This is a genomic window from Pseudomonas sp. KU43P, assembly GCF_033095865.1.
Classification (GTDB): domain Bacteria; phylum Pseudomonadota; class Gammaproteobacteria; order Pseudomonadales; family Pseudomonadaceae; genus Aquipseudomonas.
In genome coordinates this window covers 3,725,126-3,747,346 of sequence record NZ_AP019365.1, presented here as the reverse complement: position 1 = coordinate 3,747,346, position 22,221 = coordinate 3,725,126, and the positions used below count along the sequence as shown (strand labels likewise).

Below are 22,221 nucleotides of genomic sequence, written 5' to 3'. Positions count from 1 at the left end.
GGCAATTCGCCAAATCTGTCGCGTCAGGTCATGTCTACCCGGGAGGTGGCGAAACTGACCGGGAAGGGGCACGACAATGTGCTCCGTGATGCCCGCCGGCTGGTTGCAGAGGGTGTCCTCAAATCTGAGGAGACCCCCTATCAGCATCCACAGAACGGCCAGTCCTACCCAGAGTTCCTGCTGAGCCAGCGCGACTCGTTGGTGCTGGTCTCCGGATACAGCTCCCGGCTCCGGGCCAAGATCATTGATCGCTGGCAAGAGCTTGAAGCGCGAGTGGTCGGCCAAGTGCAGATCCCACAAACCTTCGCTGAGGCGCTGCGCCTTGCAGCAGATCAGGCTGAGCAGAACCTACAGCTTCAGCAAGTAATCGAGAAGCAGGCCCCGAAGGTTGCCGCCATTGAGCGTTTGGCAGCTGCCGGTGGTGCAATTTGCATCACGGACGCGGCCAAGCAACTACAGGTTCAGCCCTCGAAACTGTTCGAGTGGCTTGAGCAGAACCGGTGGATTTACCGTCGGCGCGGCTCGAAACGCTGGATTGCTTATCAGCCGCGCATCGCTGCGGGGCACATGAAGCACAAGGTAACCGCGTTGAAGCCTGACCCCGAGACCGGTGTTGAGCGCGCTGCATTCGATCCTCTGGTGACGCCCAAGGGGCTGGCGCGGCTGGCTGAGCTGAAGGCCGGAGGATCGCTGTGAGTGTTCAAGCTATGACCTGGGCCCTGGCGATTCCAAAGTCGTCGCTGGAGAACCCAGCTGCTCGCCATGTGCTGCTCTGCCTGGCCAATTATGCGGGTAGCGATGGGCGCGGCGCCTTCCCATCTGCAGGGACTCTATCTGAAGACACAGGCCTGTCTGAGCGCACAGTGCGCCTCAAGTTGGACGAGTTGGCAGCCGCTGGCTGGATCGCCGAAGGCAACCAGGCAATCGCTGCTGCATACATCGATCGTCGTGATCGACGTCCGGTCGTTTACGACCTGCAGCTTAAGCGGGGTGCATCTGCTGCACCTCGTTCTGAACGGGGTGCAGGAAACCGCACGGGGTGCAGCTCACAGCAGAACGGGGTGCAGGAAAAGGCAGAACGGGGTGCAGCAGCTGCACCCAATCCGTCATTGAACCAATCTACTCACTCTACGCGTGAGCCATTCGAAATGTTCCTCGAGTGGGTTCCAGATCAAGATCAGTTGCAGGCCTATGCGGTGATGGCTGGCCTTACCCTGAAGAACTTCTCGGCCGAAGCCATCTCCGGGTTCGTCATCCACCACGATGCCAAAGGCACTGTGCAAACCGAGAAGCAGTGGATCGCAGCGCTGGTGGGCTGGGTGAGGCGTGATCTGGCACGTGCAGCAGGCTCGGTCTCCGGCCGCTCAGGGCAACAGTCTGGCGGGCTCGACGATGACGACACTTCCTGGATCGATAATGGGGGTGCCCAATGAACCCTGTTTCAGTAGTCGCGCACGGGCTGTGGGCCAAGGTTCAATCCGGCCAGCACATCCCTGCAGGCTACAAGCTGCCCGATGACGTCAAGGCCGAGCTCAATCGGAAGACAGCGGAGGTGATCAACGACCTGTTCCGCGACCTTCGCTCGATTTGTACAGCCTGGAAACAGGCATGGCCAGACCAAGCCACCTACAACGCATCCAAGCAGCAATGGCTGACCGCCTTTCTCGAAGCAGGCATCTGCAGCCCTGAGCAGCTGCAGTTTGGCCTGATGCGCTGCCGCCAGGCAGGAGCACCGTTCATCCCGCCACCTGGAGAATTCATCCAGTGGTGCCAGCCGTCGCCGGAAATGCTTGGGCTCCCATCGCTGGCGATGGCCTTTCGTGAGGCTTGCCGCAACGCCCACCCGGCCATGGCGGGGAAGGGCAGGTGGAGTCACGACGCTGTCTGGCATGCCGCCAAGGAGTGTGGGTTCGAGAACCTCAACAAGCTCCCTTCAGATGCCAGCTCGAAGCTGTTCGAGCGCAACTACGCGATCGCTGTGCGCCGACTGGTCGCTGGCGAGCCGCTGCAAGCCATGCCATTGGCACTTCCTGCCGAAGTTGCCGCCCGGCGCACCCCCGAAGTCGGCCAGTCCGCATTGGCAGCCATGCGAGATCGCTTGGCCGGCCGATAACCACCCCACCTGCAAGGAGGCTAGACCCCATGCGGCAAACCAAATTGACAAAGGCCGCCCGCGGCCAGGAGTGCCAGGTGCGCATCCCAGGCGTTTGCAACGGCAACCCCGAGACCACCGTCCTCGCGCACTACCGACTGGCCGGCACCTGCGGCGTTGGCATCAAGCCGAATGACCTGCAGGGGGCCTGGGCTTGCAGCTCCTGCCATGACGCCGTCGATTCGCGCAGCAAAACCACGTTCAGCCACGAAGAGCTGCGGTTCATGCATCTGGAGGGCGTGGTGCGAACGCTCGATATCCTAGTGAACGAAGGGAAGGTGGCCGCATGAGAAGCCCAGCCCTGATGTTCGGCGGGATCCCGGTTTATGCCAGCGACCTGCTGGCCAATACCAAAACCATCCGCTGGAAGACTGAGCGCAAATGGTGCCATTGGAAGAACGCACCTGCCCGACGCTATCGCTGGTGCGCCAAGGAGATCCCTTGCCACGAAATGATCATGTTCGGCGGCCAGGCGTTCATGTCACCTGAGGGCATTGCGAAGATCCGGGGCCAGCTTGGGCAGGTGGAGCAATGAAGTCCGTTACCACGAAGCCCGTGAAGCCCAAGAAGCCAAGAGCCAAGCCTGTCGACCGCGAGGGGCAGGAGCAGGCTGCGCTCATGCAGGAGATTGAGCTGCGCTATCCCGAAGTCTTCGAGCTGATTTACCACGTCCCGAACGGTGGCCACCGAGTGAAGGCTGTCGCTGTGAAGCTGAAGGCTCAAGGCGTGAAGGCGGGCATTCCCGACCTGGTCCTGCCGATGGCCCGCGGCGGCTACTTCGGCCTGTACATCGAATTCAAGGCGACCGTTGACCCGGCGCCCGTCTCTCCCAGCCAGCAGGCATGTATTCGCCGCCTGAACGGGCAGGGTTATCTCGCCATCGTGTGCCAAGGGCACTTCGACGCCATGGAGCAGCTGCGGGCCTACCTGCTGTTGCCAAGAACGGAGGTTGCAGCATGACCAATACCGCCGCTGTAAAAATCAGCGATGCAGAGATTCGCCGGCAGGCCGCCGGCCAGGTGCGTGACCTGCGCGCCTTGGGAAACAAAGGCCTGTACTTCCGGTTTCACCGCTCCCGCGAACGCGGGTCGTGGTACTTGATCCACAAGGGCGTGTGGAACCTGATCGGCTCCTATCCTGAGCTGAGCGCTGCCAAGGTGGCGGCCGCACTGCCTGACATCCGCTTGCGCATAGAAGCAGGTGAGGGGTCGAGCCTGTCGAGCTGGGTGCTGACCGGAGAGCTGCTGGCCTGGTTCGCTGAGCGCATGTCCCGTGACCGCAGCCTGTCGGCCAAGCGCAAGAGCACGGCGGCCTCGGCGATCAAGCAGCACCTGGCGCCGCGCCTCGGCGAAACTCCACTGGCCCAGATCGACAAGGCGCTGCTCGACCGCGAGCTGATGTGGCCGCTGCAAGAGTCGTTGTCGATCGACTACGTGCGCCTGGTGTTCCAGCTGCTGGCCCTGGCCTTCCGGCAGGCCGCCAAGCTCGGCCTGATCAGTACCAACCCCATGGCCGGCATCCGCTTTCGTGACTTCTCCAAGGCCAAGGTCACGGTCAAGCCTTCGCGCCTCCGTGGCGTGCACCTTGAAGACCTGATGGCGCGCATGAAGAGCACGCTGGCCAACAACCCGCAGCATGGGCTGCTGGCCCTGATGATGCTGTGCCACGGTACCCGCCTGGGCGAGACCCGCATGGCCCGTTGGAGCCATATCAGCCTGGCCGAACGGGAGTGGTTCATCCCCGCCGAACACACCAAGACTGGCGTGCAGCACCGCCTGCCACTGACCGACCAGGTGCGCTTCCTGCTGATGGCCTGCCGAGAGATCCAGCTCAACCAGGGTTACGAGGGTGAGTTCTTGTTCCCGGGCCGGCAGGGCAAGCCCATGAGCGAGTCGAAGGCCTCGGCGGTGTTCGCGATCATGGGGCAGGGCGAATGGACCAGCCACGACCTGCGCAAGCTGGCCCGCACCGGTTGGGCTGACCTGGGCGTTGACCACCTGGTGGGCGAGCTCCTGATCAACCACGCCATGGGCCTCAACGTGAAGGTGTACATCCAGTCCGACATCATGGCCCGCAAGCGTGAGGCGCTGGAGAAGTGGCATGCACACCTTGACCAGAAGGGTTTCGCCTCGGTTCACGGCTTGACCGGTGATAGATCAACGGATTCATGGATTCTCAGCAAGGCCGCACAGCGCGCGGGCTTCGAGGGACTTCCGGTATCCACCATAAGCGAGGATTCGAAATGACTGAGAAGCGTCCAGGGCCAGCCATGGCCGACTTGAACACGATGTCTCCAGCGGCCCGCTCGGCGGCAATGCGCGGCGGGATGGAGGGTTGGGGTTTTGTCGGCGGGCTGCCTGGGCAGATCTGCTATCAGGAACAGGTTGAATCGAAGTCGCGACGGCGCTGCAACTGCGGCTGCGGGCGCCGGGCAACCCATCGGGGAATGGCCAACGGGGTCTGCTTGAAGATGGGGTGTGAGCTGTCGGTGCGGCGCTGGGTAAAGGCGTCCAACGCATGAGGAAGAGCCACGGCCCAGCCTTCAAGAAGGCTGTGATCGAGCTGGCTCAGTGCCCTTTGTGCCGTGGGAGAGCGGTCACCAAGGGTTTGTTTCACGAACTGCCATGCGGCCACTGCCATGCCTCGGGCTTTGTGGCGGCTGCAACCGGCGAGGCTCTGGCCCTTGATGAACTGGTGACCCAGCTCAGCATGAGGCTTCGGGCAGCGCTCCGGCAGATCGAGCAGTTGAAGAACCCTCAGGCATCCGGGCCTGAGGCAACATATCAGGGAAGCAACCGGCGCGGCGCCGGCGGCACCAACTACACCGGTGATTGAGGGGGGAAGGACATGATCTACAACAGCGTATCGGGTGCAGTAGTTGCCGCTCTGGCGGCAGGAGAGAAAGGCGCTGCGAAAGGCCAGGCATGGCAGAAGCTCTACAAATCGGCGGAGGAGGAGGGTGGTTGCCTGGCTTCGCTGGGAGGCCAGTCAGGTGGCTTCGATCGTACTCAGGTTGATTACTGGCTGGCCGCGCGCCTTCACCACTTGCTGATACCTCGCCACTGGAACGCCCTAAATGCGAAGTACGCCACCAACAAGGCAAAGCGCCTGCAGGGCATCACGGCGATCGCGCCGCTGATCGCCAGCCCGGCGCCTCAGCTGTTCATCTACAAGGCCGTGACCACCTGGGCCATCCCGAAGCTCAAAGGGGCGCGTCGAAAGGCCCCTCGCTCGGTTTCGGTTGATATCCCGCTTGATGCTCCTGAATGGCGGCGCGAGAACTTGGTCAACGCTGCCTTAGCAGCTGGCCAGGCTGAACGCAAAAAGGCAGAGGCTCTGGCTGAGGATCTGATCATTCTTCCGGACAGCTTCTACGACATGAACACCTGGGATATGGATGCCATATCCGAGCCTACGCGCTACCGCTGGCGTTCAGGGATCAAGGAGAAGCTGGACGGCATGATCAATGACTCTCTGAGGGAGGTTCGGGCGATTCTTGAGGTAGAAGGCCTGCTGGTCAAAGACGCCGCATAATTGCCTATTGACATCAGTGAGAGAGTGAGAGAAATTATCCCCATCCTGTCATTCCTGCGCACGTTGAGGACTGACACTCGAAAGCCCGGCCAATGAGTCGGGCTTTTTTGTTCTCGTCATTTCAATCCGCTAGGATTGAGCGTGGCCATTTGATGCCATGTACTTTTTGAGATGATGAGATGGAATTTACTGACAAAGAGCTGCTGCAGCTCACGCTGCTCGCTGACATTCACGGAGCCCTTGGGATAGAGGACTCGTTCGATGCGGGTTTCATCAGGCGCATGGCGCTTGGAGATAATGCTTGGGCTATTTCGCACAAATACCCAAACCATTTCCGTCAGTCCGAAACTCCTGCGGAAGTGAAGTACGTCATGGATGTATTGGATTTGTGGGAGCTTCTAGAAGCGTCTATTGCAGATCTCAGCGATGAAGAGCGATCTCAGCTTGATCTGTCAGCCGGAGCCGCGACGTTCCCTGGGTTCGACGGCAACAACGAGTACGAACTCTCTTCGATTGCTCACGTGCTCACTGATGAGCTGAACAAGTGGCCGAATTTTAAAGACCGGATTCACAACTCGCACATGCCGACTACCGATCTTTATCAACGGATGCTCGAAGAGAAAGATCAACAGGTTGATGTCTATCAGCCGGGGCTTTTGAGCCTTGATCAGATTCAGGCGATACTCCGGGCGCGCATTCATCCTTCGCGCCGCTGAGTTGCAGCCCGGTTAAGAACCCGAAATGTAATTATTAACCCGCCATCTGGCGGGTTTTTTATGGAGTAGTGCTTATGGCCGAGCCAAGTACCGGCGCCCTTGCAGTGACCGGCGTACTTGCCAGCGTCGGCCTGGGTGCTGCATTCCCTCAACTGGATCTAGCCGCACTGGTCGGCGCGTTCGGTGGGGCTTTCTTTTACGTGGTGTTTGCCAAGGACATCAGCACCTGGCGCCGTGTCGGCTACCTGCTGGCTGGCTGGATTGGTGGCTACTTCGGTGCAGCTGAGCTTATGGGCCGGGCCTGGACCCAGACCGCAGGCTTCAGTGCATTCGTATGCGGCGTGCTCTGCGTCGTCACATTCTCTGGCTTGTTAGAGTGGATGCAGACTGGTCGTATGCCTACCTGGCTGCAATGGGTCTTCCGTCTGCGCGCCAGGAAGGAGAGTTGAATGGTTGCCGTTATCCAGGCCGCGCTCTGCGCCATCATCTTCGTGATGATTGGATTGCGCTACCGGCCATACCCCGAGGCTCGCTACAAGCTTAGCGTGTCGCTCATGGCCTGGGCTGCCTGCGCCGTGACCGGCATGCAGTGTGTCAGCCTCATCGGCCGCATGGTGCTGCACGATGACTTTGCTGATGCATCCTGGTTCAACACTGCGTTCTACCTGCTGGTAGCCATCCTAGTTTGCCGGGCCAAGGGCAACGTGGCCAAGATCGTTCGGGTTGACTGATGGCAAGGCTCAAGACGCTCGGCTCCCGCATCAAGGAGAGCGCAGGTTCAAGGGTCAAGGTGGTCACGCCTGGCAGCTGGCGTAGCGGCATGACCAGCTCCCAGCGTGGCTACGACTACAGATGGCAGAAGGCGCGTGAGCGGTACCTCAATGATCACCCGCTCTGCGTCTTCTGCGATCGGAACGGCCGCACCACGGCCGCAAAGGTGGTCGACCACATCATTGCTCACCGTGGAGACATGACTCTCTTCTGGGACCAGGCCAACTGGCAGAGCCTCTGCAAGCCTTGCCACGACTCGGTCAAGCAGGCCGAGGAGGCAGCCGGCCTGGGCGGCTGAGGCATCCGCGGATCGTCGAAATCCATCCGAACGGCAAAGAGGCACGCCAATGACGTGCTGCTAAGGGGGTAGGGGGTCAAAAGCTAAGGATTCTCATCTAGCTAGACCGCCTCCGACCCCACGTAGACATTTTTCTCCCCCCTAAAGGTTTTTGTTAATGGTGTTAACAGACAAACAGCGACAGTTTGTTGACGCTAAGGCCCGGGGCGCGTCAAACAAAGAAGCGGCGGAAGCCGCAGGCAGCAAGCCTTCGACGGCTGCTGCAGCTGGTTCGCGCTGGTCCAAAGATCCGAAGATCGCATCCGCAATTCTGGCTCGCCGGGCAGAGCTCAGTGTTAACCCTGAACCGAAAAAACGCAGAGGCAAACCGAAGGATGATGAGCTCGCGGATGACCCAGCCGAGTTCAATGAAGCCGATGGCGAATTCCTGAGCTGCTTGCCGTCCACTGATGATCCGTTGGTTTGGTTGCTTGCGCTGATGAACGAGCCCAGGGCGAAAGTCTTCGACCGGCGCAACGCTGCGCAGACGGCTGTTCCCTACATTCACGGGAAGAAAGCTGAGGCTGGAAAGAAAGAACAGAAGGCGGAGGCCGCGAAGGTAGCGGGCAAGGGCAGGTATTCCCAAAGCAAGCCGCCCCTCACTGTCGTTAAGGGGTGACACATGCTTTGGACCACGGCCTGCCCTGACTGGTGGCGGCGGCTGGCTGCCAGCGAATCCATTATTCCAGAGCCGCTCTTTCCTCAGGAGGCAGAAGAAAGCCTCGAGGTGTTCAAGGGGCTTCGCATTGTCGATGCCCCAGGCAGCCCAACTATCGAGAGTGCATGTGCCCCATGGGTGCTGGCTTTTGCAGGCGCTGTGTTTGGAAGTTACAACAGCGAGACCGGCGAACGCCTGATTCGGGAGTTCATGCTCTGCATCCCGAAGAAGAACAGCAAGTCGACCATTGCAGCGGCGATCATGCTGACGGCCCTTGTCCGCAACTGGCGGATGTCGGCCGAGTTCATCATCCTTGCGCCGACCAAAGAGATTGCCGACAACGCCTTCGTGCCGGCCAAGGACATGGTCAATAACGATGAGGAACTGAAGGATCTGTTGCATGTGCAGCCGCACCTTCGGTTGATCACTCACCGGGAAACCGGCGCCACGCTGAAGGTTGTCGCGGCTGACAGTGATGTGGTCGGCGGCAAGAAGGCCGTCGGCGTGTTGATCGACGAGGCCTGGCTGTTTGGCAAGAACCCGAAAGCGGCTGACATGATTCGCGAGGCGACCGGTGGCCTGTTGTCCAGGCCAGAAGGTTTTGTCATCTGGTTGACCACGCAATCGAACGAACCGCCGGCTGGGGTATTCCGGTCGAAGCTTAACTACGCGCGCGGCGTCCGTGATGGACGCATCAACGACAATCGCTTCCTGCCGATCATCTACGAATTCTCCAAGGAGATGATCGACAGCGGTGATGCGCGCAAGCCAGAGAACTTCCACCTGGTGAACCCCAACATGGGGTTCTCGGTCGACCGCCCGACGCTTGAGCGTTTGTTCATGCAGGCAGAGATCGACGGGGAGGGGGAGCTGCGCGGCTTCCTGGCTAAGCACCTCAACATTGAAATCGGCTTGGCGCTCATGTCTGACGCTTGGGTCGGTGCCGAATTCTGGGAACCCCAGGCGGCAACCTGGTTGAGCCTGGACGAAATCCTTGATCGATGCGAAGTCATCGATGTCGGCGGTGATGGTGGCGGGCTGGATGACTTGCTTGGACTTGCTGTTGTCGGCCGAGAAGCCGGCACCCGTCGCTGGTTCCACTGGGCCCACGCCTGGGCGCACCCTTCAGTGCTTGAACGGCGCAAGTCCGAAGCCCCGCGTCTCAAGGATCTTGAGGCGATTGGTGACCTGACCCTCGTCAAGCGGATCGGTGACGACGTTGAGCAATTCGCTGCCATCGTCAAGCGCATCAACGAGACGGGCCTGCTCGACAAGGTCGGTCTCGACCCCGCGGGAATCGGTTCTGTTCTCGACGCCTTGGCCGATGCCGGTGTCGAGGAAGACAAGATCGTTGGTATTTCTCAAGGCTGGAAGCTCACCGGCGCGATCAAGACGACAGAGCGCAAACTTGCCGAGGGCACGCTGCTGCACTGCGGCCAGCCGCTCATGGCCTGGTCCTGCGGAAACGCCAAAGGGGTGCCGTCGGCCAACGCCTTCTTGATTACCAAGCAAGCCTCGGGCACGGCGAAGATCGACCCGCTGATGGCTACATTCAACGCTGTTTCTCTGATCAGCCTCAATCCTGAGGGGCGCGGGGGAATGGACAACTTCATGGCTGGCATTCGGGACCCACTGATCGCATGAACGCACTTCACATTTTCATCGCCTGCGCTCTGGTGGCTTTCTCCCTGGCATGTGCTGGGGTATGGGTGCTGGCCGGTACTGGCTGGGCTTTGATTGCAGGGGCTGTGAGCTTCTTCTGCATCGCTGGCTTCCTTCGCCGAGGGCTGACCAGTGATTAAAACCCTATCCCAGGCATTGGGGGCTGCGGCCGCCAAGCCATCAGCCAGCATGAGCGAATGGTTGGGCAAGAGCATCAAGCTGTCGGATGGCGGCTTCTGGGGTGCTTTTCTCGGGGCTCAGTCCAGTAGCGGAAAATCGGTCAGCGTCGACAAGGCGATGCGGCTTTCCACGGTGTGGGCCTGCGTCCGCATCATCTCAACCTCGGTTGCGGGCTTGCCCCTGAGCATCTACCGGAGGATGCCTGATGGTAGTCGTGAGAGTGCACGGGACTTCCCGCTGTACGACGTGGTGCACACCAGCCCCAACGAGGACATGGCCGCCTTCCACTTCTGGCAGGCAGTCGTTGCCTCTATGCTGCTGTGGGGGAATGCCTACTGCGAGATTCACCGATCAGCAGGTCGCGTCATTGCGCTGGACTTCCTGATGCCGTCTCGAGTCGACCTCGAGTTCGATGATGATGGCCGGCTGAGATACTTCTTCAGGCCACGCAAGGGCGCGCGCCGGGAGATTGTGCGGCAGAACGTGCTGCACATCCCGGCCTTTACTTTGGACGGCCGGGTTGGCCTTTCGGCCATTCGCTACGGCGCGGATGTGTTTGGCTCGGCGATGTCGGCAGACGACGCGGCCAACAGCACTTTCCGCAACGGCATGATGCCTACGGTCGCGTTTTCGGTGGACAAGACACTGAACCCGGCCCAGCGCGTAGAGTTTCGTGAGTACGTCAAGACCATCTCCGGGGCGCTGAACGCTGGCAAGAGCCCTGTGCTTGAGCAAGGCGTGAAGCCGGAGATGATCGGCATCAACCCCGCTGACGCGCAGCTTCTGGAGTCGAGAGGGCACAGCATCGAGGAGATTTGTCGATGGTTCGGCGTCCCGCCCTGGATGGTGATGAAGACCGACAAGGGCAGTAACTGGGGCACCGGCCTGGAACAACAGCAGATCGCATTTCTCACCTACTGCATCATGTCCTTCACGGCGCCGATCGAGCAGTGCGTGAACAAGTGGTGCATGACGGCGGTAGACCGGATCAACTTCTATTCGGAGTTCTCGCTCGAAGCGTTCCTGCGGGCCGACAGCTCTGGGCGCGCGGCGTACCTCAGCACGATGGCCCAGAACGGCTTCATCACCCGCAACGAAGGGCGGCGAAAAGACAACATGCCTCACATGCCAGGCGGTGACGTGCTGACGGTTCAGTCGAACCTGGTGCCGCTGGACCAGTTGGGCAAGCAAGATGATGGTCAGGCCGCAAGGGCCGCACTGATGAACTGGCTTCAACAGCCGGAAAAGTAAATCTCGGGAGTAATCCATGAAACACAAGATCCAGTCTCGCGGCCTGCGCAGCGAGATGAGCCCGCGCGCGCTCGATAAATGGAACCCCGCGATCCAGGCGGCCGTCGAGAGCACCTCGGACACCATCACGGTGTACGGCGTGATCGGTGAAGACTGGTATGGCGAGGGCGTCACGCTGAAACGAATCGACGCCGCCTTGCGGGCGATCGGCGAGCGTGATGTCACCGTCTACATCAATTCCCCAGGTGGCGACATGTTCGAAGGCATCGCCATTTACAACCGCCTGCAAGAGCACAGCCACGAGGTCACCACCAAGGTGCTCGGCATGGCGGCGAGCGCTGCTTCGATTGTCTTCCTCGCGGGGAAGAAGCGAGAGGTGGCCAGCAGCGCCTTCCTCATGATCCACAACTGCTGGACCTGGCTTGCCGGCAACCGCAACTACCTCCGCGATATCGCCGACGATATGGAGGAGTTCGATGCCGCCATGGCTGACCTCTATGCCGAGACCAGCGGGCAGTCGGCTGAAGACATGGCTGAACTGATGGACGACGAAACCTACATCCGCGGCAAGCGTGCTGTGGAACTCGGCCTGGCCACTGGGCTGTTGTCGTCCACTGAGGTCACCGAGCGCGAAACCGAAGACGCCGCCCAGGCCAATGCGCTCAAGGCGATGGACGTAGCCCTGGCCAAGGGCGGCATGCCTCGCTCCGAGCGCCGCGAACTGTTCGCCAGTTTTAAGTCCGGTATGCCTCGCGCTGCCGGCGGGGGCACGCATAACGCTGCCCCGACCGATAAGCCCCGCGCTGTCGCGCCAGACCTCTCCGTCTCTCTGAGCGCGGCAACCAATCTCCTCAATTCTCTGAAAGGAAAGTGACCATGGACTTTGAAGCCCAAGTCAAGGAACTCAACGCCAGCCTCAAGGGCATTGGCGACCAGATCAAAAGCCAGGCCGAGGCGGTCGAGAAACAGATCAAGGCCAGCGGCGAGATGAACACCGAAACCCGCGCCAAGGTCGATGATATGTTGACCAAGCAGGGCGAACTGCAGGCTCGCCTGGGCGAGGCTGAGCAGAAGCTCGTGAATGCGAGCCGTGACCGCACTCATCAGGAAGAACCGCAAAAGTCGGTGGGTGCCCTGGTGATCGGCAGCGAAGAAATGCAGGACATGAACTCGTCCTTCCGCGGCTCGCGTCGCGTCTCTGTGCCGCGCGCGGCTATCACCACTGCTACCGGCGGCGACCTGGTTCCCGCCCAGCGTTTGCCCGGTGTCGTCGCGCCGCCGCAGCGCCGACTGACGATCCGCGACCTGGTGGCGCCGGGTGAGACGGAGTCGAACTCGATCGAGTACATCCGTGAAACCGGCTACACCAACAACGCGCGTACGGTTGCGGAGGGCACCGCCAAGCCGTACTCCGATATCACCTTCGCCTTGGCGACCGCAAACGTCCGTACCATCGCTCACCTGTTCAAAGCGAGCCGCCAGATGCTCGATGACGCCAAGGCACTGCAGAGCTACATCGACGCTCGCGCACGCTACGGCCTGAACATGGCTGAAGAAGCCCAGCTTCTCTACGGCAGTGGCACTGGCGCGAACCTGCAAGGCCTGATGACAGTCGCTCAGCTGTACGCCCAGCCGGCTGGCGTGACGGTGGTGGGCGAGCAGCGGATTGACCGCCTGCGCCTGGCGCTGCTGCAAGCCGAACTGGCGGAGTTCCCTTCGGATGGCATCGTGCTCAACCCGATCGACTGGGCGGCCATCGAGCTGACCAAGGACGGTGAAGGCCGTTACATCATCGGCCAGCCTCAGGAGGGCACCAACGCGAAACTCTGGAATCGCCCAGTGGTTTCCACCCAAGCCATGACACAGAACGACTTCCTGGTCGGAGCATTCAAGCTCGGCGCTCAGATTTTCGACCGCATGGAAATCGAAGTGCTGATCTCGACCGAGAACGACAAGGACTTCGAGAACAACATGGCCACGATCCGTGCTGAAGAGCGTCTGGCCTTTGCGATTTATCGCGATGAGGCGTTCGTCACCGGTCCGCTGATCACTCCTTGATTTCTCTGACTAGGGGCGTCAGCAATGACGCCCGATTGGAGTACTCCCATGGCACGTAAACAGGAAAAACCAGAGTCCACGGTTGAGCCGAAGGAACCTGTATCGACCACTGAAACAAGCGGAGGCCAGGCCGTGGATGGGGCTTTGCCCCCTTCGCCTGGTGATTCAGCCTCGCCAAATCCTGGCGAGTCGGGCGCTCCCGCAACAGCTCCAGCCTCGGCTGAGAGCGCAGAGCAGGCGCTGCCGGAAACACCGGCAGACTCGGGTACCGCAAGCGACCTGGGCACCATTGCCGAAGCCCCCGGTACGGACACGGTCGCATCGGAAGTCGCAGATCAGAACGGGCAAGGCGTGACCGACAGCACTGACGAAGCCGATCAGTCTGCTGGAGAGGGTGAGATTGCGGCTAACCCCAATCCAGCCACTCTTCAGATCTACCCGATGCGGTCCTACATGGATGGGGGCGAACTGCGTCGCCGCGGCGGCCCCGCCTACGTGGTGCCACGTCGGCATGCAGAGGAGTTGGTGGAGCGGAAGCTGGCATCGTTCGAGCCGCTGGAGGAGTAGCGATATGCCGGTCATCAGCATGACCATCGCCCGGCATCATCTGCGGGATCCCGACGACGATGACGCATACCTGGAGTTACTGATCGAGGCGGCCGAAGGTCAGGCGATGGACTATCTGAACCGCCGCTTCTATGTGGATCAGCAGGCGCTTGATGAGGCTGTTGCCGCCGGGGATGCAGGCGACTCGCCCATGGTCAGCAACAAGCAGATCAAGGCTGCATGCTTGCTGATCCTCGGCCACCTTTACGCCAACCGTGAGGACGTTGTGATCGGGACCATTGCCACCGAACTGCCGCAAGGGTCGAAGGCGCTCCTGACCCCACACCGTATCGGGTGGGGTGTATGAGAGCCGGGCCTCTACGTCACCGGCTCGAGGTGACCCACCGACATGAAGAGCGCAATAAGTCCGGCGGAGCCACCGTGACGTGGCTTCCTGCAGCTCGCCCTGAAATGTGGGGCGAAGTCCGCACCCCTACAGGGCGCGTAACGGCAGTCGCGGAAAAGCTGAGTGCAGTTGTTACGGCAGAAATCATTGCCAGGCCGCGCTTGGACATCATTTCCGGGACTCGACTGACGCGGCGCGGGGTCACCTACCAGGTCGAGGCAGTGTTACCGGACAACGAGAACACCCTGATGAGGCTGCTTTGCTCATCGGTACCGAATCCATGAGGTGAACCATGAAAATTCAAGCACTGGGCCCGCTGACCGGAGCGTCTGGCGAGCGTGAGAAAGGCGATATCTTCGAGGTAAAGAAGGAGTATGGCGAAGGCCTGATCGCTCGTGGCTATGCCGTGGAGATCAAAGACGAAAGCGCTTCTGCTGAAAAGCCAGCGAAGGCCCCGGCCCCGGCCAAGGAGTAGGCTATGGCGCGCCGGTCCAGCATTCGCGGCGATATCCGGCTGCGTCGGACGCTGCGCAACATCCACAAGACGATGGACAACGAGCTGCAACCGGCGATGCTGGAGGCGGCAAACCGCATCTTGGAGGCCCAGAGGCAGTTGATGCCCAAGGATACCGGCGCGGCCGCTGCAGCGCTGCGGGTGTACGTCTCGCCCAGTGGCCTGGACGCCCAGATTGGGATTCGAGGCAAGCGCGACAATCGGCGGTTCTTCTACTTGCGCTTCATCGAGTACGGCACCAAGGGTTACACCGGTGGCAAACGGGCTGGTGACCGAAACCGACGTGTCACTAACAAAAGCGACGGTACGAACTTCTTTGGCAAATACCCAGACATACCAGCCAGACCGGCGCATCCGTGGCTTCGTCCATCCATCGACGTCAACCGGGAGTATGTAATGGCCGACATCGAAGCCGCCGTGCAACGCACGCTGCGCAAGGCAAGCCAGGGGGTAGGGAATGACTGATCCATCGCTGGCCTTGCAGGAAGCCATCTTTGCCAGGCTTCAGGCTGAGGTGAGCTGCCCGATCTACGACGGTGCGCCGCTGAATGCGGCCATGCCGTACGTCTCCATCGACCGTGAGGCCTCGGTCAACAGCAGCCCCATTTCGGGCCGCAAGCGCGAAACGCGCTTGCTGTACCTGTCTGTCTGGTCCGACGCCGTTGGCCAAGCGGAGGTCAAGCGCATCAACGGCGAGGTCATTGCCGCCCTGGACGAACGACGGCTTCCGCTGGAGATTGGCCGCGCCGTTTCCGTCCGGGTCGAGCAGGCCGACTCCCAGCGTGACGCAGACGGCATCACTTACCAGGGCTCGATCACTGTCCGCGTGATCACTACCCACTGAATCACCCACGGCCGCGCTGCGGCCTTTATCCAATGTGCCTTTGGAGGACCCCCCATGGCCGACGACAACCTCAATACAGCCGCCGGCTGCCGCCTCTCCATCGGCGGCAAAACCGGTGCGAGCACCCTCACCGAGTACGAAGCTGACACCTATGTGGATGTTGGCGAAATTGAAGACCTGGGCGAGTTCGGCGACACCTTCAACCCTGTCAACTTCACCTCCTTGGCTAATGGTCGGGTGCGCAAGTACAAGGGCACTGCTGATGCGGGCAACATGACCGTGACTGTGGGCCTCGACAACGGCGATGCTGGCCAGAAGGCCGTAGCGGTGGCGCACAAGGATCGCTCCAAGGGCAACTACAACATCAAGGTCACGCTCAACGACGGTGACCCAGGTGCCACTCCAGCGATCCTGCCGACCACTTTCTATTACGGCGTGAAGGTGATGAACAACACCGTGGCTCCAGGTGCTGCTGACAACGTGGTGCGCCGCAACATCACGCTCGGGATCAACACCGACATCATCGAGATCCCTGCCGGTCCAGCCACTCCGTGACTGTGACGGGGCTAAGCCCCATCCATTTCAGCGAGAACCCCCATGAGCGAAGCCTTGCACGGCACCGTCACGCTGTTGATCGGTGCACGCAGTTACACCTTGAAACCAACACTGGACGCCGCGTTGCGCATTGAGGCCCGCTTCGGCGGGCTGCGCGGGGCACTTGAGGCCATGCGCCTCATGAGCATCGCCGCTTGTGCTGACATTGTTGTCGCGGGCGCCGACTTGAAGCCGGATCAGCATCCGATCATCGCCGGCGAGGTCTTTCATACCGGCGTCGCCCAGGTGTCCGGCAAGCTGACCGAGTTCATAACCGTCCTGCTCAACCCTGTGCCACCGAGCGTGGCCGCCCGGGGAAAGGACGAGGCGGTCAGCACAGCGCAGTGAAGAACGGCAGCTACGTCGATTATCTGTTCGGCGTGGCCACCGGCTGGCTTGGCTGGCCGCCTGCCACCGCGTGGCACACCCCCATTCCGCAAATCATGCTCGCTCTCGATGCTCGGATCGACTGGACCGGAAGAGGTCAGGGCCAAGGACAGGGACAAACCCCGGCCACCCCGCAGAAGCGTGAAAGCGTCGCGGATAAATTGAAGAGCTTCCTGCGAGGGCGGCCCAAACAGTAGACAGCCTGCCGCCTCCGGGCGGTTTTTTGTGCTTGGAGATTTGCATGGCCGACCAACAAGTCCAGGGGATGCTGGTCCAGATTGAGGCCACCACGGCACAGCTGCGGCGCGAGCTGGCCAGCGCTGACCAGGTGGTGGCGCGCACCACTCAATCTATCGACAGCAACCTGGCGCAAGTTGACTCCGCGTTCGATAGCGCCGGGGTTGCCGCTGAGAAAGCCGGTTTGCTGATGCGCGGCGCATTTGCCGCCGTCGCAGGTGCTGGCTTGATTGGCGGCATCATCCAGCAGGTCGACGCTTACGGGCAGATGTCCGACCGCATGAAGGCCGCCGCCGGCAGCGCGGGTGAATACCAGACGGTGCAGGAACATCTGCTCCGGACCGCTCAGGAAACCTACCGGCCACTGGCTGAGGCGCAAGAGCTGTACATCCGCACCGCAGACGTGATGCGTAGCCTGGGCTTCAACACCCAGCAGACGCTCGACATCACCGATAGCTTCAGCTTCCTGCTGGTGACCAACGCCGCGGCCGCCGACAAGGCGGGCTCTGCTCTAGACGCTTACTCGAAGGCTTTGCAGACCGGCAAGGTTGAGGCGGATGGCTGGGTGTCCATTCAGGACGCTATGCCCACCATCGTCACGGCGATCGCGACCGCCACGGGCAAGAGCGCCGAGGAAATTCGCAAGCTGGGCGTCCAGGGCAAGCTGTCGCTGGATGATCTGAACACTGGCTTGCTCAGCACTGTCGAAGCCAACCGCCAGGCTGCCGCTGACATGTCCACCAGCGTGCAGGATGCGATGGTGAACATCGGCAACGCCGTCCAGAGCTTCCTTGGGGGTATGGAGGAGCAGACCGGCGCCGTTGCAGGACTGTCGAGTATCCTGATTGCCTTGGCCGATAACGTCTCCCTAGTGGCCGTGGCCATGGGCGGCGTGGGCGTCGCGGCGTTGACCAACTACGTGGCGAAGTCGGGGCTGGCCGTGAAGGCCGCACTGGCCGATCGGTCCGCACGCATCGCCCAGGCCGAGGCTGTGGTGCAAGCGGCCCTCGCCGATCAGCGCAAGGCTGAAACGTTGACCATCCTTGCCGCTCGGGAGGCTGCTGCGGCGCGCGGCACGGCGGTGCAGACGCAGATGTCCATCCAGCTTGCCCAAGCGCGGCAGCGCGAAGCAGCCGCGACCGTTGCAGTAGCAACAGCCCAGGCCGGCCTTCGCACTGTAAGTGCAGGACTGCTCAGCGTCTTGGGCGGCCCCATGGGGCTTGCCCTGTTGGCCGGCACCGCAGCTGCCAGCTTCCTCCTGCTGAGCAACAACGCTGATCAGGCAGGCGTCAGCCTTGAGGATCTGCACAAGCCCGTGGCGCAGCTGCGGGACGAGTTCGCCAAGCTCAACAAGGACCAGCGGGAAGCGTCCCTGGTCAAATGGCAGCAGGAGCAGGTCACCGCGACCGACAAGGTGAAGGACGCCTACGGTGACCTCGCCCAGTCCATCCGTTCTGCCGTGGTCACTGCTCCGGCGCGCGACTCCGGCGGCCAGTACAACCGGCAGTTGGCTGAGTACCAGGGGCTGATTGATCGGCTCAACGAAGCGCGCACAGCAGGACAAGGGCTTTCGCCCGTCCTGCAAGAGGTCGGTAACCGCCTCCAACTGCCGGCCGGCACGGTGCAGCAGTGGATTACCCAGGCTGGCGCGGTGAGCGACGCCGATCAGCGCTCGGGCCTGATCGCGGAAACTCTGCGGGTGCTCACCGGTGTAACCGACGAAAACACGTCGGCCACCGAGGCAAACAACGCCGCCAAAGCCGGCATGAGCACGGCAGGCCAGACCTATCTGGAGACGCTGCAGAAGCAACTGGCTGGCCTCCAGGACAACGGCGATGCCACCAAGATCGCCAACCGCTACATTGCGGAAAATACGGATCTCACCGAAAGCGATCGCCTGGCCATCCTGTCGGCTGCGAGCGCGATCGAGGCGCAAAAGAAGGCCAACAAGGATGCCACCGAAGGCACGAAGGACCGAACCAAGGCCCTGAAGGACGAGATCAAGGCCCTCGACGCGATCATCGACCGGGCGCTGCCGGAGAGGAAGAGACTCGCTGACCTGGCAGAAGGCGTGCAGGGTCTGCGTAAAGCTCAGGCTGCCGGCAAGATCACCGCCGCCGAGATGGAACTCGGCATCAAGAATCTGAACACGGCCTACGCCGATACGACCATCCAGAAGCGGACGGACGAGGAGAAGAAGCTGGCGGATATTCGGCGCAACAGCGCTGAGGCCTACCGCAAGGCCATGGAGGTGGTGCTCCAGACCCGGCAGGACGCCATCAATGCCGATGTAGCGGGCGTTGGAATGGGGGACGATGATCGCGAGCAGGCAGACAGGCTGAATGCCGTACGGCAGAAGTACGCAGAGTCTCGACGCCAGCTGGAAGAGCAACAGGAGGACGTTTCTCGGCGCCTCAGCCAGAGCGCCTATGAGGAACGGCTGGCCGACCTCGCTGATTACCAAGCCCGCGAGCTGCAGATGGAAGTCGACGGCTTTGAGGCAAGGCTGCAGGCGCAGCGGGACTACCGCAATGGCGCCAAAAGAGCCTGGGCCAACATCCAGGCCGATGCCGCGAACGTCGCCGGTGCAACCGATGACATGCTCACCACCGGGTTCAATACGGCTCGGGACGCCGTGGCCGAGTTCGCGATGACGGGGAAGGCCAACTTCAAGGACTTCGCCAGCAGTGTGATTTCGGATATGGCCAGGATCGCCAGCCAGCAGGCCGCAAGCTCGCTGCTGAGTGGGCTGGTCGGCCTGGGCGTCTCTGCGGTGGGCAGCTACTTCGGCGGCGGCTCCGGTAACGGCCTGACGCCCGGTTCTGCAGGCGCCATCTCGTCGAACCTCGGTGCGTCGCAGGCTGGCTACGGCAGCGCGTACTTCCCTCAGGCGTTGGGCGGCGCTTGGTCTGGAGGCGTGCAGTTGTTCGCCAAGGGCGGCGCATTCACCAACAGCGTGTTGAGCCGCCCGACTGCCTTCGGTATGGCGAATGGCGGTCTGGGCGTGGCCGGCGAGGCTGGGCCTGAGGCAATCATGCCGTTGGCCAGGGGCGCGGACGGATCGCTCGGGGTTCAGGTGATTGGCGGCAGCGGCGGCGGGTCCACGGTGGTTCAGCTCAACGTACCGGTTTCGGTAAGCGTTGAAGACCGCAGCGCAGACGGCATGGAGTTGGACAGCACCGCGCTTCAGCAAAACCTCCAGCAGCAGATGCAAGGGGTGGCTGAGCGTGCCATTGCCGCTTCGTGGCGGGCAGGTGGCGTGAGCTATCGAAACAGTAATGGGAGACGCTGATGGCAATCGAAACCTTCACCTGGACGCCAGACGACGAGGCCAGCGGTGATAGCACCTTGCGCACCCGGAAATCACAGTTCGGTGATAACTACGCCCAGGTGTCCACCGATGGCCTGAACGCCGAGTCTGACAGCTGGGCGTTGTCGTTCGGCGGTCTGGCTGACGAGGTCGCACCTATCCTGGCGTTCATCCGGCGGCACCGGGGCGCCATGTCATTTCTGTGGACGAACCCTGAGGGTGTCCTAGGGCTGTACCGGTGCGAGACGTTCCGGCAGCAGCGAAAGCCGGGCGGTGTGGCGGTTCTGACAGCCACTTTTGAACGAGCATTTCATCCATGACTTTGATCACTCAGCTGCAGAAGCTGGAGCCCGGCGCAGAAATCCTGTTGTTCGAGCTGGACGGCTCCGATTTCGGAGCGGACACGCTGCGATTCCATGGGCACGCGATACCGCACACGCCTCAGGAGCTTGCAGCGGCTGGCGCGAACGCCGATCAGCTGCCGGCCAAGTCGATCTGGTGGCAGGGCAACGAGTATGGCGCCTGGCCCATGCAGATCGAGGGCATCGAAGCGAACTCGGATGGCACGGCGGTTCGGCCCACTCTGACCGTAGGCAACGTCAACGGCCGGATCACGGCGCTGTGCCTGGCCTTCGACAACCTGCTCGAGTTCAAGCTGACCATGCGTCACACGATGGCGCGGTACCTGGATGCGGTCAATTTTCCGGCAGGCAACCCAGAGGCTGATCCGACCGAGGAAGCCATCGAGGTCTGGTACATCGACCAGAAGGTGTCCGAGAACGGCACCACTGTCTCCTGGGAACTGGCCAGCCCGGGCGATGTGGGCGGTGAGACGATCGGCCGGCAGATGACCCAGCTATGCCACTGGGCGATGACCGCCGGGTACCGTGGTCCGAACTGCGGCTACACCGGCCCCTACTACGACTTGGACGGCAACTCCACGGATGACCCAGCCAAGGACCAGTGCAACGGTTGCCTGGACTCAGGCTGCACCGTCCGCTTTGGCCAAGGCAACCAACTGCCCTTTGGCGGCTTCCCGGCCGTTTCCCTCATCGCACGGAGCTGAACATGCGCAAACACATCCTGGCCGCCGTGCAAGCGCACGCTGCGGCGGAATACCCTCGGGAGTGCTGCGGGCTGCTCATCGCTGTGGGGCGCGGCCAGCGGTATGTCCCGTGCGGCAACACGGCTACCGATCCTGCAGAGGAGTTCCGCATCTCGCCGGAGCAGTACGCCGCAGCCGAAGATCAGGGTGAGGTGATCGGCATCGTGCACTCGCATCCAGATGCCACCAGCAGGCCTTCGGCTCGCGACCTGGCCATGTGCGAGGCCACTGGGTTGCCCTGGTACATCCTGTCCTGGCCGGAGGGTGACCTGCGCACCGTCACGCCCACCGGTCACGCACCGCTGTTGGAGCGGCCGTTCGTGCACGGTGCCTGGGACTGCTGGCAGGTCTGCGCAGACTGGTACAAACGGGAGTGGGGCCTGGATTTCCCGGCCTATACCCGGGAAGAGGGCTGGTGGGAGCAGGTGGACGGCCCAAGTCTTTACGAGCAGGCCTATGAGGTCGCGGGCTTCTACCAAGTCAGCCAGCCGCAACGCGGCGACATGATCGTCATGGCCGTAGGCCGCACGGCTCACCCGAACCACGCCGGCATCTACCTCGGCGCTGACGCCCGGCTGCCAGAGGAGGCGGTTGAGGTCTTCGGATCCGGCCCATTCATGCTGCACCACTTGCTTGGGCGGCCATCAGAAATTGTTGTGTTCGGCGGGCCTTGGCTCGACCGGATGCGCCTTGTGTTGCGTCATCGAGACGCGAAATGACTTGCCCAGGAGTGTAAGACAGGAAGGTTTGCCTTAGACTCCGCGCTTTTCTGCTCATGTTTCAAAGGAGTGACTTCATGACAACAGGATCGACCGTTACCTGTCCCCACTGCATGAACGCTGTCCCATGGGGAGCTAGTGTGTGTAGGGGATGTCAGGCCGAGATTAGCTACGGTACTCCCCGCGGTGTCGCTGTATTCTTCCTGATCGTATGCGTGGTCGCGGGGTGGTGGGCTGCAA

Annotated in this window: 31 protein-coding genes; all 31 read left to right on the top strand. The window is 61.6% G+C overall.

Annotated features, from left to right (window positions below; all coding sequences use genetic code 11):
- Positions 1-30 precede the first annotated feature (30 nt).
- The 31 genes from KU43P_RS17190 (at position 31) to KU43P_RS17040 (ending at position 21,981) form a co-directional block, all read left to right on the top strand.
- Complete coding sequence (locus tag KU43P_RS17190; RefSeq protein WP_317663854.1) at positions 31-696, top strand: phage regulatory protein/antirepressor Ant; 666 nt, start codon at positions 31-33, stop codon at positions 694-696.
- A gap of 11 nt (positions 697-707) precedes the next feature.
- Entirely contained in the window at positions 708-1,433 is a 726-nt protein-coding gene (locus KU43P_RS17185; protein ID WP_317663852.1) for a helix-turn-helix domain-containing protein, read from the top strand.
- A complete protein-coding gene (locus tag KU43P_RS17180) occupies positions 1,430-2,113 on the top strand; it encodes a replication protein P (RefSeq protein ID WP_317658615.1) in 684 nt (227 codons plus the stop codon). The genes KU43P_RS17185 and KU43P_RS17180 overlap by 4 nt, the downstream gene beginning before the upstream one ends.
- 29 nt (positions 2,114-2,142) lie before the next feature.
- Positions 2,143-2,442 carry a DUF1364 domain-containing protein gene (locus KU43P_RS17175; RefSeq protein WP_317658613.1) on the top strand — a complete coding sequence of 100 codons (300 nt, stop codon included), beginning with the start codon at positions 2,143-2,145 and terminating at the stop codon, positions 2,440-2,442.
- Positions 2,439-2,687 (top strand): hypothetical protein, encoded by a 249-nt coding sequence (locus KU43P_RS17170; RefSeq protein ID WP_317658611.1) that lies wholly within the window; start codon positions 2,439-2,441, stop codon positions 2,685-2,687. Before KU43P_RS17175 ends, KU43P_RS17170 begins: the two co-directional genes overlap by 4 nt.
- Positions 2,684-3,112, top strand: coding sequence for a VRR-NUC domain-containing protein (locus KU43P_RS17165; RefSeq protein WP_317658609.1), 429 nt, complete (start codon positions 2,684-2,686; stop codon positions 3,110-3,112). Before KU43P_RS17170 ends, KU43P_RS17165 begins: the two co-directional genes overlap by 4 nt.
- Positions 3,109-4,398 (top strand): tyrosine-type recombinase/integrase, encoded by a 1,290-nt coding sequence (locus KU43P_RS17160; protein WP_317658607.1) that lies wholly within the window; start codon positions 3,109-3,111, stop codon positions 4,396-4,398. Before KU43P_RS17165 ends, KU43P_RS17160 begins: the two co-directional genes overlap by 4 nt.
- A gap of 271 nt (positions 4,399-4,669) precedes the next feature.
- Positions 4,670-4,987, top strand: a complete 318-nt coding sequence (locus tag KU43P_RS17155; protein WP_317658605.1) for a hypothetical protein — start codon at positions 4,670-4,672, stop codon at positions 4,985-4,987.
- Between the two features lie 12 nt (positions 4,988-4,999).
- On the top strand, positions 5,000-5,686 hold the full coding sequence (locus KU43P_RS17150; RefSeq protein WP_317658603.1) for a hypothetical protein: 687 nt from the start codon (positions 5,000-5,002) through the stop codon (positions 5,684-5,686).
- A gap of 179 nt (positions 5,687-5,865) precedes the next feature.
- Entirely contained in the window at positions 5,866-6,402 is a 537-nt protein-coding gene (locus KU43P_RS17145; RefSeq protein ID WP_317658601.1) for a YfbU family protein, read from the top strand.
- Positions 6,403-6,476: 74 nt separating this feature from the next.
- Complete coding sequence (locus KU43P_RS17140; RefSeq protein ID WP_317658599.1) at positions 6,477-6,851, top strand: putative holin; 375 nt, start codon at positions 6,477-6,479, stop codon at positions 6,849-6,851.
- The gene (locus KU43P_RS17135; protein ID WP_317658597.1) at positions 6,852-7,133 is read left to right on the top strand and encodes a phage holin family protein; all 282 of its coding nucleotides are present in this window, start codon (positions 6,852-6,854) and stop codon (positions 7,131-7,133) included.
- Positions 7,133-7,471, top strand: a complete 339-nt coding sequence (locus tag KU43P_RS17130) for an HNH endonuclease (RefSeq protein WP_317658596.1) — start codon at positions 7,133-7,135, stop codon at positions 7,469-7,471. The genes KU43P_RS17135 and KU43P_RS17130 overlap by 1 nt, the downstream gene beginning before the upstream one ends.
- A gap of 157 nt (positions 7,472-7,628) precedes the next feature.
- Positions 7,629-8,129 (top strand): terminase small subunit, encoded by a 501-nt coding sequence (locus KU43P_RS17125; protein WP_317658594.1) that lies wholly within the window; start codon positions 7,629-7,631, stop codon positions 8,127-8,129.
- A gap of 3 nt (positions 8,130-8,132) precedes the next feature.
- Positions 8,133-9,812 carry a terminase large subunit gene (locus KU43P_RS17120; RefSeq protein WP_317658593.1) on the top strand — a complete coding sequence of 560 codons (1,680 nt, stop codon included), beginning with the start codon at positions 8,133-8,135 and terminating at the stop codon, positions 9,810-9,812.
- A gap of 150 nt (positions 9,813-9,962) precedes the next feature.
- Complete coding sequence (locus tag KU43P_RS17115; RefSeq protein ID WP_317658592.1) at positions 9,963-11,261, top strand: phage portal protein; 1,299 nt, start codon at positions 9,963-9,965, stop codon at positions 11,259-11,261.
- Between the two features lie 16 nt (positions 11,262-11,277).
- The gene (locus KU43P_RS17110) at positions 11,278-12,135 is read left to right on the top strand and encodes a head maturation protease, ClpP-related (RefSeq protein WP_317658590.1); all 858 of its coding nucleotides are present in this window, start codon (positions 11,278-11,280) and stop codon (positions 12,133-12,135) included.
- Positions 12,136-12,137: 2 nt separating this feature from the next.
- Positions 12,138-13,319 (top strand): phage major capsid protein, encoded by a 1,182-nt coding sequence (locus KU43P_RS17105; RefSeq protein WP_317658588.1) that lies wholly within the window; start codon positions 12,138-12,140, stop codon positions 13,317-13,319.
- A gap of 48 nt (positions 13,320-13,367) precedes the next feature.
- Entirely contained in the window at positions 13,368-13,886 is a 519-nt protein-coding gene (locus KU43P_RS17100) for a hypothetical protein (RefSeq protein ID WP_317658586.1), read from the top strand.
- A 4-nt stretch (positions 13,887-13,890) separates the two neighbouring features.
- Positions 13,891-14,232, top strand: a complete 342-nt coding sequence (locus KU43P_RS17095; RefSeq protein WP_317658584.1) for a head-tail connector protein — start codon at positions 13,891-13,893, stop codon at positions 14,230-14,232.
- Entirely contained in the window at positions 14,229-14,555 is a 327-nt protein-coding gene (locus KU43P_RS17090) for a phage head closure protein (protein WP_317658582.1), read from the top strand. Before KU43P_RS17095 ends, KU43P_RS17090 begins: the two co-directional genes overlap by 4 nt.
- Positions 14,556-14,563: 8 nt before the next feature.
- Positions 14,564-14,746: a hypothetical protein gene (locus KU43P_RS17085; protein ID WP_176509440.1), complete on the top strand. Its 183-nt coding sequence runs from the start codon at positions 14,564-14,566 to the stop codon at positions 14,744-14,746.
- A gap of 3 nt (positions 14,747-14,749) precedes the next feature.
- Positions 14,750-15,250 carry an HK97 gp10 family phage protein gene (locus KU43P_RS17080; RefSeq protein ID WP_317658579.1) on the top strand — a complete coding sequence of 167 codons (501 nt, stop codon included), beginning with the start codon at positions 14,750-14,752 and terminating at the stop codon, positions 15,248-15,250.
- Positions 15,243-15,629 carry a DUF3168 domain-containing protein gene (locus KU43P_RS17075; protein ID WP_317658578.1) on the top strand — a complete coding sequence of 129 codons (387 nt, stop codon included), beginning with the start codon at positions 15,243-15,245 and terminating at the stop codon, positions 15,627-15,629. Before KU43P_RS17080 ends, KU43P_RS17075 begins: the two co-directional genes overlap by 8 nt.
- A 54-nt stretch (positions 15,630-15,683) precedes the next feature.
- Entirely contained in the window at positions 15,684-16,184 is a 501-nt protein-coding gene (locus KU43P_RS17070; RefSeq protein ID WP_317658576.1) for a hypothetical protein, read from the top strand.
- Positions 16,185-16,226: 42 nt separating this feature from the next.
- Positions 16,227-16,571, top strand: coding sequence for a hypothetical protein (locus KU43P_RS17065; RefSeq protein WP_317658574.1), 345 nt, complete (start codon positions 16,227-16,229; stop codon positions 16,569-16,571).
- Positions 16,568-16,807, top strand: a complete 240-nt coding sequence (locus KU43P_RS17060; protein WP_317658572.1) for a hypothetical protein — start codon at positions 16,568-16,570, stop codon at positions 16,805-16,807. Before KU43P_RS17065 ends, KU43P_RS17060 begins: the two co-directional genes overlap by 4 nt.
- A gap of 44 nt (positions 16,808-16,851) precedes the next feature.
- Complete coding sequence (locus KU43P_RS17055; RefSeq protein WP_317658570.1) at positions 16,852-20,139, top strand: phage tail tape measure protein; 3,288 nt, start codon at positions 16,852-16,854, stop codon at positions 20,137-20,139.
- On the top strand, positions 20,139-20,477 hold the full coding sequence (locus KU43P_RS17050) for a phage tail protein (protein ID WP_317658568.1): 339 nt from the start codon (positions 20,139-20,141) through the stop codon (positions 20,475-20,477). The genes KU43P_RS17055 and KU43P_RS17050 overlap by 1 nt, the downstream gene beginning before the upstream one ends.
- Complete coding sequence (locus tag KU43P_RS17045) at positions 20,474-21,223, top strand: phage minor tail protein L (protein ID WP_317658566.1); 750 nt, start codon at positions 20,474-20,476, stop codon at positions 21,221-21,223. Before KU43P_RS17050 ends, KU43P_RS17045 begins: the two co-directional genes overlap by 4 nt.
- A 2-nt stretch (positions 21,224-21,225) precedes the next feature.
- Entirely contained in the window at positions 21,226-21,981 is a 756-nt protein-coding gene (locus KU43P_RS17040) for a C40 family peptidase (RefSeq protein ID WP_317658565.1), read from the top strand.
- Positions 21,982-22,221: the final 240 nt, after the last annotated feature.